The sequence below is a fragment of the Streptomyces sp. NPDC040405 genome, assembly GCF_055595765.1.
On record NZ_JBVIVI010000008.1, the window covers coordinates 189,518 to 200,841 of the forward strand.

Here is an 11,324-nt window from a genome sequence, read left to right on the forward strand (position 1 = left end):
CGGGCGACACGCGCCGGGGTCTACCGTCCAGGAGGTCACGGCAGTGCATCTGACCCCTCGCGAGCTGGAACGGGTCCAGCTCTTCACCGTCGCCGAAATGGCGCGCCGCCGCCGTGCGCGTGGCCGACGGCTGAACGCCCCGGAGGCCATCGCCCTCATCTGCGATGAGGTGCTGGAGGCGGCCTGGGACGGGGCGAGCCTGGACGAGGTGATCGAGGCCGGGCGGTCACTGCTGACCGTGGACGATGTGCTGGAGGGAGTGCCTGCTCTCGTCGGCACCGTCCAGGTCGAAGCGCTGTTCCCGAGCGGAACGTCCCTGGTCGCGGTCGAGAACCCGATCACGGGTGGCGGTGAGGGCCCGGCGCCCGGCGCGGTGCGTCCGGCCGCCGAGCCGGTGGCGATCAACGCCGGGCGACCCCGGCTGCGGCTGACGATCCGCAACAACGGCGACCGCAACGTCTACCTCTCCTCGCACTACCCGCTCGCGGAGGCCAACTCCGCCCTCGAACTGGACCGGGAGGCCGCCGCCGGGATGCGGCTGGACATCGCGGCGGGAACTGCCCTGGCCTTCGAGCCGGGGACCGAACGTGAGGTGGACCTGGTGGCCGCCCGCCACGACGGAGATGAACAGGAGGAGTCGGCATGACGCGGATCGACCGACGTACGTACAACGCCCTCTACGGCCCCACCACCGGTGACCGCGTCCGGCTGGGCGACACCTGTCTGTGGGTCGAGGTGGAGGCCGACGACGGCACTCCCGGCGACGAGCTGCTGGGCGGCTGCGGCAAGACGGTCCGCGACGGGCTGCTGGCCTCCCCGCGTTCCGACCGGGCCTCGGCCCTGGACCTGGTGGTTTCCAGTGTGCTGCTGATGGACCCGGTCCTGGGCGTCCGCAAGACCGACATCGGCGTCAAGGACGGCCGGATCGTCGCGGTCGGCGGAGTGGGCAATCCGGATCTGATGCCGGTGGACTTCGCCATCGACTCGCACACCGCGATGGTCACGGGGGAGGGGCTGATCGCCACCCCCGGAATCGTCGACAGCCATGTGCACCTGTCCTCGCCCGAGGTCGCGCCCGCCGCGCTCGCCTCCGGTGTGACCACGGTGGTGGGCATGGGGCTCGGCGGGGTCTGGGACATCGGCTGCAACCCGGCCCACAATCTGCACACCCTGATGAGTTCCTGGCGCGGCACCCCGCTCAACGTGGCCTTCCTCGGCCGTGGCTCCTCCAGCTCCCGCGTCCTGCTGGACGAGTCGGTGCTCGCCGGAGCCGGTGGATTCAAGATCCATGAGGACTTCGGCGCCACCCCGCGCATCATCGACACCTGCCTGGCCACCGCCGAACACGCCGATCTGCCCGTCGCGCTGCACACCGACTCGATGAACGAATCGGGCTATCTGCGCGACACCATCGGCGCCACCCGCGGCCGCACCGTGCACGCCTATCACGTGGAGGGCGGCGGCGGACACCCCGATCTGCTGGAGATCCTCTCCGAGCCGAACATCCTGCCGTCCTCGACCACCCCCACCATCCCGTACACGGCGAACACCGTCGGCGAGCTGTTCCCGATGACGATGACCGTGCACCGGCAGAACCACCACGTCCACAGCGATGTCGAGATCTCCCGCGGCCGTATCCGCGGCCACGCCATCGCCGCCGAGAACGCGCTGCACGACCTCGGCGCCATCAGCATCGTCAACTCGGACTCGATGGGCATGGGCCGGATCGCCGAGACCGTACGGCGCACCTGGCAGCTCGCCCACGTCCAGGCGCTGCGCGCGGGGGAGGGCGGAGTGGAGCGCCCCGCGAACGAGCGGGTGCTGCGCTACCTCGCCAAGATCACCCTCAATCCGGCGATCGCCCACGGCCTCGCCCACGAGGTGGGCACCGCCCAGCCCGGACGCCTCGCCGACCTCGTGCTGTGGCACCCGGCCTGGTTCGGCACCAAGCCCGAACTCGTCATCAAGGGCGGCTTCGTGGCCTGGGGCAACCGCGGCTCGGGCTCCGGCTCGACCCGGCTCACCCAGCCCCGCACCTACGGCCCCTACTTCGGCGCTCTCGGTGACGCACCGTCCCAGCTGTCGCGGATCTTCGTCGCCCAGGCAGCCCTCGACGACACCAAGGCCCGCGCCGCCCTCCCCGGGGGCTTGCGCTACGCGGCGGTGCGCGGCGCCCGCGGGCTGACCCGCGCCGACATGCTCCACAACACCGCGACCCCGCGCGTCGAGGTGCCCCGCGAACCCGCACCCGTCCTCGTCGACGGCCTGCCCACCACCACCGACGCCGCCACCGAACTACCGCTCGCCCAGCTCCACCACCTGGCCTGACCCGGAAACCCCGCACGTGCCGCACCGCCCTCGCACCAGGGCCACCGGCCGCCCGCCGCCCGCCCGCACGGCCGGTTCCTCCGTCCCCCAGCCGCCACCGGCTACCGCCGTCCCCATGGAGAACCCGTGAGCACCACACCGACCGCGCCACCCCGGCCCAGCGCGGGAGACATCAAACGCCTGCTCTCCGCCGCGTTCATCGGCACCGCCCTGGAGTGGTACGACTACTTCCTCTACGGCACCGCCGCCGCCCTCGTCTTCAACAAGCTCTTCTTCCCCTCCCTGGACCCGACCACCGCCACCATCGCCTCCTTCGTCACCTTCGCGGTCGGGTTCCTGGCCCGGCCCATCGGCGCCGCCGTCTTCGGCCACATCGGTGACCGCTACGGACGCAAGGCGGCGCTCATCATCACCGTCGTCCTGATGGGTGCGTCCACCGGCTGTATCGGGCTGCTCCCCGACTACGACGCGATCGGCGTCTGGGCACCGGCCCTGCTGGCCGCCCTCCGCTTCCTGCAGGGCATCTCGGTCGGCGGCGAGTGGAGCGGCGCGATGCTGCTCACGCTGGAGCACACCCCGAAGGAGAAGCACGGCAGCTACTCCTCCATCCCCCAACTCGGCTCGCCCGTCGGGACGTTGCTCTCCAGCGGCGCCTTCGCCCTGGTGGGGATGTTGCCCGACGACGCGTTCTACTCATGGGGCTGGCGCATCCCGTTCCTGGCCGCCTTCGGGTTGCTCGCCTTCGCGCTCTATCTGCGGCTGCGCATCGAGGAATCCCCGGTCTTCCGCGCCATGCACGCCGAGGCCGAGCGGGAAGGACCCCGGCCCGCGCCGCTGATCGAGGCGTTCCGCACAACCTGGGGGCGCATGCTCATCGGCGTGGCCACCGCCTTCCTCGGCATCGGCGGCTTCTTCCTGCTGACGACCTACGTGATCTCCTACGGCACCGAACAGCTCGGCATCGACAAGTCCGTGATGATCAACGCCACGCTGCTGGCCGCCGTCGCCGAGATCGCCGTCATCGTCATCGCCGGACGGCTCGCCGACCGCGTCGGCCCCTGGAAGGTGTGCGCCGTCGGGGGAGTCGCCTCCGTGCTGGTGGCCTTCCCCACCTTCTGGCTCATCGACACCCGCCACACCGGACTCGTGATGCTCGGCGTCTCCCTCGGCGTCGCCGTCATCTCCATCCCTTACGCGGCGATCGGCGCCGTCGTGACGGGGATGTTCCCCGACACCGTCCGCTACAGCGCGGTCGCCATGTCCTACAACCTCGCCGGTGTCCTGGGCGGCCTCGTGCCCCTGGCCGCGGCCTGGCTGACCGGCCTCGCCGACGGCGCCTCCTGGGGCGTGGCGCTGCTCATGATCCTCATCGCGGCCTGCACGGCCACCGGCTCCTACCTCGCCGGACCGCCGCTGCGCCGCCGCCTCGGACCGGACCATCCCGGACACGATGAACATCCCGCAACTGTGAAGGCCACCGCATGACACCGCAGCACCCCGCCCGTACCGGTGGGCAGGTCCTGATCGACCAGCTCGTCCGGCACGGCGTCGACACCGTGTACGGCGTCCCCGGCGAGAGCTACCTCGCCGCGCTCGACGCCCTGCACGACGCCCCCGTCCGGATGGTCGTCTGCCGCCACGAGGGCGGCGCGGCCTACATGGCCGAGGCCCACGGCAAGCTCACCGGCCGCGCGGGCGTGTGCTTCACCACCCGTGGCCCCGGCGCCACCAACGCCCTGGTCGCCCTGCACACCGCACACCAGGACGCCACCCCGCTCGTGCTCTTCATCGGGCTCGTACCGCGAGGCCACACCCACCGCGACTCATTCCAGGAGCTGGACCTGCGCGCCACCTTCGGCACCAACGCCAAGCTGGTGGAGACCATCGAGGACGCCGCCCGCATCCCCGAACACGTGGCCCGCGCCTTCGCCGTGGCGGGCAGCGGGCGCCCCGGGCCGGTCGTCCTCGGCCTGCCGGAGGACATGCTCACCGACACCGTCCAGGTGCCCGACGCCGCCCCGCTGCCCGTGCCCGCCGGCGCGGTCTCCGCCGCCGAACGCGACCGGCTGGCCGCCCTGCTGGGCGCCGCCGAGCGCCCGCTGCTGCTGCTCGGCGGCAGCCGCTGGACCGACCGGGCCCGCGCCGACGTACGGGAGTGGGCCGAGGCATGGTCGCTGCCCGTCACCGTCGACTTCCGCTGCCAGGACCTGGTCGACAACGACAGCGAGAGCTACATCGGAGCGCTGGGCTACGGACGGGCCGACACCGTCGCCGAGCGGGTACGCGGGGCCGACCTGCTGATCTGCGTCGGCACCGCGCCCGGCGACGTGTGCACCGACGGCTTCACCCTGCTCCCCACCGACGGGACCGGCCCGCGCCTGGTCCAGGCGCTGCCCGCCCCGCAGCCGCCCGCCCCGCTCTACCCGGCCGACCTCGCCCTGCTCGCCGGTCCCGAAGCCTTCGGCGAGGCGGTACGCGGTCTGCTCCCCGACACCGCGGTGCCCTGGGGCCCGCTGACCAAGCAGGACCGCGCCGCGCACCTGGAGTTCCGTACCCCGGTGCCGGACAACGACCCGCTGGACCTCGGCGCCGTATTCGCCCACCTGGACGCGCTGCTGCCCCACGACACCGTGGTCACCTTCGGCGCCGGCAACCACGCCGTCTGGGCGCAGCGCTTCCTCACGTACCGCGACGGGTGGCGCCAACTCGCCCCGCGCAACGGTTCGATGGGCTACGGCATCCCCGCCGCTGTCGCCGCCGCGATCGCCGAACCCGGCCGGCAGGTGGTCTCGATAGCCGGCGACGGCTGCTTCCTGATGAACGGCCAGGAGCTGGCCACCGCCGTCGCGGAGGGCGCGGCCCCCCTCGTCCTCGTCCTCAACAACTCGACCTACGGCACGATCCGCCAGCACCAGGAGCAGACCTACCCGGGGCGGGTCAGCGGTACCGGCCTGGTCAACCCGGACTTCGCCGCCCTCGCCCGGGCCTTCGGCGCCCACGGCGAGACGGTCACCACCCACGACGAATTCCCGGCGGCCCTGGAGCGGGCGCTGGCCTCCGGCACCGCGGCACTGATCGAACTCAAGGTCACCGAGGGACTCCTGGCTCCCGGTGTCACCGTCGACTCCCTCCGTGAGGAGCACCAGCGTGTCTGATCTCGCCCTGCACAACATCATCGACGGCGAACCGGCCATGGTGGCCGCGCGCATGGAACTGACCGACCCCGCCACCGGTGAGATCTACGGCACCGCACCGCGCTCTTCCGCCGCCGACGTGGATACCGCCGTCGCGGCCGCCCGGCGGGCCTTCGCCTCGTGGCGCCGCTCCACCCCGAGCCGGCGTCAGGAGGCACTGCTGCGCCTCGCCGATCTCGTGGCCGAGCACGCGGACCAGCTGCTGGACGCCGAGGTACGCGCCACCGGCAAGCCGCGCGAGACCACCCGCGCCCTCGAAATCCTCCGGGGCGCCGACCAGCTGCGCTTCTTCGCCGGGGCCGCCCGTGTCCTGGAGGGCGTGGCGGCGGGCGAGTACGAGGAGGGTCACACCTCGTACGTGCGCCGCGAGCCGGTGGGAGTGGTCGCCCAGGTCACCCCCTGGAACTACCCCTTCATGATGGCCGTGTGGAAGCTCGGACCGGCCCTCGCGGCGGGCAACACGGTCGTGCTGAAGCCCTCCGACACCACCCCGTGGTCCACGGTGCTGCTCGGCGAGCTCGCGGCCCGGGTCTTCCCTCCCGGCGTCGTCAACGTCGTGTGCGGCGACCGGGACACCGGGCGCGCCCTGGCCGGGCACCCGGGCGTCGACATGGTCGCCATCACCGGCTCGACCCGCGCCGGTTCCGAGGTCATGGCCGCGGCCTCCGCGGAGGTGAAGAACGTCCATCTGGAGCTGGGCGGCAAGGCCCCGGCTGTCGTCTTCGCCGACGTCGACCCGCAGCGCACAGCCCGCGCCCTCACCGACGCGGCCTTCTTCAACGCGGGCCAGGACTGCACCGCCGTCACCCGGGTGCTGGTCGAACGCACCGCCTACGACGCGGTACTCGCGGCGCTCGTCGAAGCGGCCCGGGCCACCCGTACCGGGCCCCCGTCCGAGGAAGCCTTCTTCGGCCCCCTCAACAGCGCCGCCCAGGCCGACAGGGTGGGCTCCGTCGTGGCCGGGCTTCCGGACCACGCCGTGGTCGAGACCGGCGGCAAGCGGCTCGACCGCCCGGGCTGCTTCTTCGAGCCCACCGTCATCTCCGGTGTGCGCCAGGAAGACGCGGTGGTCCAGCAGGAGACTTTCGGGCCGGTGGTCACGGTGCAGCCGTTCGACACCGAGACGGAAGCCGTGGAGCTCGCCAATGGCGTCGACTTCGGCCTCGCCTCCAGTGTCTGGACCGCCGATCTGGGGCGCGCGACGCGGCTCAGCGCCGAACTGGACTTCGGCTGCGTCTGGCTCAACTGCCACCAGGTCATCCTCGCCGAAATGCCGCACGGCGGTTACAAGCAGTCCGGTATCGGCCGCGATCTGGGCCGCTACGGATTCGACGACTACACCCGCGTCAAACACGTCATGGCCGCGCACCAGAGCCCGCTGGGTCCCCCGGCCGGCACCGAGACTCAATAGCACAGGGAGACGTCATGACGCAGACACGAGACCAGGAGCTGTCGGTCCGAAAAGTAGCCGTCGCGAGTGTCATCGGGACCGCGGTCGAGTGGTACGACCTGTTCGTCTTCGCCACGGCATCGGCGATCGCGTTCAACAAGCTCTTCTTCCCGACGTTCGCCCCTCTCGTCGGAACGCTGCTGGCCTTCGGCACGTTCGCCTCCGCCTACCTCGCCCGGCTGATCGGAGCGGCCGTCTTCGGCCACTTCGGAGACCGGCTCGGGCGGAAGTCGATGCTGCTGATCTCGCTCTCGATGATGGGCGCGGCCACCTTCGCCATCGGGCTGCTGCCCACCTACGGGAGTGTCGGAATCTGGGCCCCGATCCTGCTGCTGACCTTGCGGGTCATCCAGGGACTCGCCCTGGGCGGCGAGTGGGGCGGAGCGGTGCTGATGACCGTCGAGCACGCGCCGAAGGGCAAGCGCGGATTCTTCGGTTCCTGGGTGCAGACCGGTGTGCCGATCGGCACGCTGATGGCCAACTCGGCGTTCCTGCTCGTCGCCCTGCTCCCGGAGAAGGACCTGCTGTCCTGGGGCTGGCGGATTCCCTTCCTGGCCAGCTGTCTGCTGGTCCTGGTCGGGCTGGTCATCCGGTCGCGGACCACGGAGACTCCCGCGTTCCAGGAGGTCAAACAGAAGGACACGCAGGTGCGGCTGCCACTGGCCGAGGTGTTCCGCAGGTACGGGCGGCAGGTCGTCCTCGGCGGAGTCGCCACGATGTCCACGGGGGTGGCGTTCAACATCCTCGTCGCGTTCGGCCTGACCTACGGTACGGACACCCTGGGACAGCCCCGCAGCACGATGCTCACGGTCGCCCTGCTTTCCTGCGTGGCCGCGATTGGGCTCATCCCCGCGTTCGGTGCGCTGTCCGACCGTTTCGGACGCAAGCCGGTGATCATCGGCGGCATCGTCGGCGAAGCGGTTGTCGCCTTCCCCATGTTCTGGCTGATGGACACCAAGCACTTCGGCCTGGTGCTGCTGGGCTATCTGCTGCTCATGACGGCGTTCGCCGCCAACTACGGGCCCATCGCCACGTTCCTGGCCGAACTGTTCGGGACCAAGGTCCGCTACTCGGGCCTGTCGGTGAGTTACATGCTGTCGGGTCTCCTGGGCAGTGCCGCTACGCCTGCCGTGACCACCGCGCTGCTGGACGCGACCGGGAAGGGGTCGTCGGTCGCATGGTTCATGATCGGCTCCGCCGCGGTGTCGCTGGTCTGCCTGCTGCTGCTCGCCGAGACCCTGCGCAGCGACATCCACGAGCCGTCCGGCGCCCCCGCGGCCGCACCGGTCCAGGACGCGCCCAGCGCGCCGACCACGATCTGATACGGCGCGACCGGATGGCCGCGCGGAGGAAGAGAGCAGGAATGAAGCACATTCGGGCCGCACAGGGCGGGCCCAAGCCGGTGGGCCCCTATGCGCAGGCCGTCGTGGCGAACGGACTGGTCTTCACCGCGGGACAGATTCCCGCCGTCCCCGGGGGAGACATGCCGAAGGATTTCGCCGGTCAGGTGAGGCAGACGTTCACCAATCTGGCGACGGTGCTCGCGGAGGCCGGATCGGATCTGTCCAAGGTGGTGAAGGTCAACGCCTACCTGGCCGAGGAAGACCGCATGGAGGAGTTCAACGAGATCTACCGCGAGATCTTCGGACCCGAACAGGTGCCGGCCCGGACCACCGTCGCCGTAGGACTGTGGGGAGTGCGACTCGAAGTGGACTGCGTCGCGATGTGTCCCTCGGAATCAACCCCGTAGGCAGGAGAGCGTGATGACAACGAGCGGGCGCACACGGACCTCGGCCCCCGACGACCCATTGACACGGAACCTCCAGGAGGTCGGCTTCCCGACCCTCGGCCACTTTCTCGAAGAGGGGTTCGTCGATCCGCGGATCCGTGCCCTCGTGCCGGACGTGAAGATCGTCGGCCGGGCGGTGACCGTAAGGATCGTGCCACCGGACGCCACCCCGATGGCCGAGGCACTGGACCTGCTGGGCCCCGGGGACGTGCTGGTGGTCGACACCGGGCAGAACGCCACCCACGCTCCGATCGGCGCCGTCACCGGCTGTGCCGCGCGGACCGCGGGTGCGGCGGGCATCGTGGTCGACGGAGTCGTCACCGATCTGCGGGAGCTGCGTGAGATGCGGCTGCCGGTGTTCGCCCGGGGCACCAGCCTGCTCACTACCAAGAGGCTCGGACGGAGGGACGGGGGAGTGGGCCGGACAGTGTCCTGCGGCGGCGCCGCCGTCCGCCCCGGTGACTTCGTCCTGGCCGATGACAACGGTGTACTGGTGGTCAGCCCGCAGATCGCCGCCGATGTGCTCGCCTGCGCACTCGCCTCGGACCGCGCGGAGCCCGCGCTTCTCGCTCGGCTGAGGGCGGGCGAATCGCCCCTGACGGTGCTGTCGAATTGACCACGACGCTGGGGTGGTTTCCAGGGCCTGTCCCGTCCGCGACGAGGCCGCGGCTGGGCGACAGAGGCGGCCGGACGGTCGCTGTCTGTCGGGCTCATCCTAGTGCTCGCGGCGGCTATTGAGCTCGTCTATGCCATTGGCTTACAAGACGGCGTCGAAGGATTGCCGGTAGGTGTTGTCGTGGTCACGGAGCACGAATCGCAGGAGGTCATGCGTATGTCCAAGTCGGCGGCCACGTTCCGGGCCTGCGGCGAGCCCGGTATCGCTGAAGTGGACATGCCCACTGCAGACGGCCTTGCCCAACTCCTGGTGGAGCGGCTGCTGGCCGACGAAGAAGTGCCGCTGCCGGACGGACCGCGCGGCGCCCGCGTTGTCGCCCTCCTCAACGGCCTCGGCTCGGTGAAGTACGAGGAGCTGTACGTCGTTTACCGGCGCGTGGCCGAACTCCTCGACGTCGCCGGTGTGGCCGTAGCAGACCCTCATGTCGGCGAGTACTGCACCAGCTTCGGCATGGCAGGCTGCTGTCCGGGGCTCTCGTCGCCTGGCCCGGAAAGGCTCACGCGGCATCGCCGCCCGCGGACGAGTTGTCGCCCGCCACGTGGAACATGCATTACAGCCGGGACAACTGGAACAGAGCGTGGGATCTGGGTGGGCCGCACCACGTGGTCGCGCTTCAGGAGCTGCCGCAGGCTCTGCCCGCGGAGGTGCAGGGACAGCAACCACGGGTGCAGGGGAACGTCGAGCGTTACACCTGGCAGAGGGGAGACCGCCAGCGCTACCGCTACGTCCTTCGGCAGCCTTCACGGACCCTCGGTATGATCACGTCTTTTCAGTCGGACATGTATTTCGAGATCACCTCCCACTACCGGTCGATGCTGGCGGTGGTCGACACCAGCCGCGACATGATGTTCGCCTCGGCTCACGCCTCCGGCGGGCGCCGCGACCCGTACGTCCCCGGCGGTGCGGACGCGCCCGCGCTCCGTCGCCGAGGCGAGGACACTGCACGGATCGCCCGCATCGACTGGATGGTGCTGGGCGACTTCAACCGTGAGCCCCGGCGGCTGTTGCCGGACATACCGAACGGAAGCCGCATCTACAACAGCGGTCGGGCGACCCATCGAAACGGCCGCGAGCTGGACTACGGCGTGTCCAACGTGTCCACCGACCGGTGGCAGGCGGGCGTCGGGCCGAACGTGGCCAGCGACCACTGGCCTGTCGAGTTCGGCACGCTGCGGGCCGCCGGGGAACGCGGAGTAGCGGTCCACAATGTCGGCAACGGCGAAGATCTGGGCGTCTGGGGCGCCGAGTCACGCGACGGCACCCCTGCGAGCACCGAACCGGTGTCCTCGAACCAGGACGAGGACTGGGTGTTCGAGCCGTCCGGTATCTCCCAGGACGGCAAGAAGAAGACGTACCGGATCGTCACCATGACGTCACCTGCCGGCAAGCCCAAGTGCCTCGACGTCGAACACGGCCCGTTGGGACGGCCCGGCGATCGCTACGTCCTCTAGGACTGCCGCCCCCTTCCAGCACCCTCCGGGCCTCCCGGACCTCGGCGCCAGCCAGAACTTCAGCCTGTCCTCCCCTGACCCGCGCCTTCCCAACATGCACGTGCTCACCAACGAGGCCACCGGCTTCGACGCCTCCGTCGTGGACCGGGCGCCGGCCCTCGGACACTGGATCGGCCGGGGAGACAAGCACCCGGAGGACGCCCGCAAGTACTACTTCTACCTCAACCCGGTGACGGCCGGTCCCTCGTAACCAGCCCCGCGTAGTCCCACCCCGGGCCGCAGCCGCCCCGGCGGCTGCGGCCTCAGCGGTTCCGGACCCCGGCCTGCTTCGCGGCCACGCGGCGGCGCCGTCGAGCGGGGGCCTCTGGCACGCGGTGGCGTGGACCGCCGCGCTGCCCACGGAGGGGCGGCCGGCCCAGTTGTCGGGACATACCGA

The 11,324-nt window shown here is 70.8% G+C and carries 11 protein-coding genes; all 11 read left to right on the forward strand.

Annotated elements, in window-relative coordinates:
• The first annotated feature begins 43 nt into the window (after nucleotides 1–43).
• The 11 genes from ureA to ACZ59A_RS29945 all read left to right on the forward strand — a co-directional run bounded on the left by ureA (nucleotide 44) and on the right by ACZ59A_RS29945 (nucleotide 11,138).
• Nucleotides 44–646: an urease subunit gamma gene (ureA, locus tag ACZ59A_RS29895; protein ID WP_470964793.1), complete on the forward strand. Its 603-nt coding sequence runs from the start codon at nucleotides 44–46 to the stop codon at nucleotides 644–646.
• Nucleotides 643–2,328, forward strand: coding sequence for an urease subunit alpha (locus tag ACZ59A_RS29900; protein WP_470964796.1), 1,686 nt, complete (start codon nucleotides 643–645; stop codon nucleotides 2,326–2,328). The genes ureA and ACZ59A_RS29900 overlap by 4 nt, the downstream gene beginning before the upstream one ends.
• Before the next feature lie 126 nt (nucleotides 2,329–2,454).
• Nucleotides 2,455–3,813, forward strand: coding sequence for an MFS transporter (locus ACZ59A_RS29905; protein WP_470964798.1), 1,359 nt, complete (start codon nucleotides 2,455–2,457; stop codon nucleotides 3,811–3,813).
• Nucleotides 3,810–5,483 (forward strand): thiamine pyrophosphate-dependent enzyme, encoded by a 1,674-nt coding sequence (locus tag ACZ59A_RS29910; protein WP_470964801.1) that lies wholly within the window; start codon nucleotides 3,810–3,812, stop codon nucleotides 5,481–5,483. Before ACZ59A_RS29905 ends, ACZ59A_RS29910 begins: the two co-directional genes overlap by 4 nt.
• Nucleotides 5,476–6,933 carry an aminobutyraldehyde dehydrogenase gene (locus ACZ59A_RS29915; protein ID WP_470964804.1) on the forward strand — a complete coding sequence of 486 codons (1,458 nt, stop codon included), beginning with the start codon at nucleotides 5,476–5,478 and terminating at the stop codon, nucleotides 6,931–6,933. Before ACZ59A_RS29910 ends, ACZ59A_RS29915 begins: the two co-directional genes overlap by 8 nt.
• Before the next feature lie 14 nt (nucleotides 6,934–6,947).
• Nucleotides 6,948–8,294: an MFS transporter gene (locus ACZ59A_RS29920; protein ID WP_470964807.1), complete on the forward strand. Its 1,347-nt coding sequence runs from the start codon at nucleotides 6,948–6,950 to the stop codon at nucleotides 8,292–8,294.
• 41 nt (nucleotides 8,295–8,335) lie between these two features.
• On the forward strand, nucleotides 8,336–8,722 hold the full coding sequence (locus ACZ59A_RS29925) for a RidA family protein (RefSeq protein WP_470964810.1): 387 nt from the start codon (nucleotides 8,336–8,338) through the stop codon (nucleotides 8,720–8,722).
• A 13-nt stretch (nucleotides 8,723–8,735) separates the two neighbouring features.
• Complete coding sequence (locus ACZ59A_RS29930) at nucleotides 8,736–9,377, forward strand: RraA family protein (RefSeq protein ID WP_470964813.1); 642 nt, start codon at nucleotides 8,736–8,738, stop codon at nucleotides 9,375–9,377.
• Nucleotides 9,378–9,653: 276 nt separating this feature from the next.
• On the forward strand, nucleotides 9,654–10,196 hold the full coding sequence (locus ACZ59A_RS29935) for a dihydroxyacetone kinase subunit DhaK (RefSeq protein WP_470965561.1): 543 nt from the start codon (nucleotides 9,654–9,656) through the stop codon (nucleotides 10,194–10,196).
• Complete coding sequence (locus ACZ59A_RS29940) at nucleotides 10,193–10,888, forward strand: hypothetical protein (RefSeq protein ID WP_470964815.1); 696 nt, start codon at nucleotides 10,193–10,195, stop codon at nucleotides 10,886–10,888. Before ACZ59A_RS29935 ends, ACZ59A_RS29940 begins: the two co-directional genes overlap by 4 nt.
• Before the next feature lie 94 nt (nucleotides 10,889–10,982).
• Nucleotides 10,983–11,138 carry a hypothetical protein gene (locus ACZ59A_RS29945; RefSeq protein WP_470964818.1) on the forward strand — a complete coding sequence of 52 codons (156 nt, stop codon included), beginning with the start codon at nucleotides 10,983–10,985 and terminating at the stop codon, nucleotides 11,136–11,138.
• The last annotated feature ends 186 nt before the right edge of the window (nucleotides 11,139–11,324 follow it).

What these genes read in the sequence shown, in the direction of transcription:
- ACZ59A_RS29900 (WP_470964796.1), top strand. Translation starts at nt 643, where the DNA reads ATGACGCGGATCGACCGACGTACGTACAACGCCCTCTACGGCCCCACC.
- ACZ59A_RS29910 (WP_470964801.1), top strand. Translation starts at nt 3,810, where the DNA reads ATGACACCGCAGCACCCCGCCCGTACCGGTGGGCAGGTCCTGATCGAC.
- ACZ59A_RS29920 (WP_470964807.1), top strand. Translation starts at nt 6,948, where the DNA reads ATGACGCAGACACGAGACCAGGAGCTGTCGGTCCGAAAAGTAGCCGTC.
- ACZ59A_RS29925 (WP_470964810.1), top strand. Translation starts at nt 8,336, where the DNA reads ATGAAGCACATTCGGGCCGCACAGGGCGGGCCCAAGCCGGTGGGCCCC.
- ACZ59A_RS29930 (WP_470964813.1), top strand. Translation starts at nt 8,736, where the DNA reads ATGACAACGAGCGGGCGCACACGGACCTCGGCCCCCGACGACCCATTG.
- ACZ59A_RS29935 (WP_470965561.1), top strand. Translation starts at nt 9,654, where the DNA reads ATGCCCACTGCAGACGGCCTTGCCCAACTCCTGGTGGAGCGGCTGCTG.
- ACZ59A_RS29940 (WP_470964815.1), top strand. Translation starts at nt 10,193, where the DNA reads ATGATCACGTCTTTTCAGTCGGACATGTATTTCGAGATCACCTCCCAC.
- ACZ59A_RS29945 (WP_470964818.1), top strand. Translation starts at nt 10,983, where the DNA reads ATGCACGTGCTCACCAACGAGGCCACCGGCTTCGACGCCTCCGTCGTG.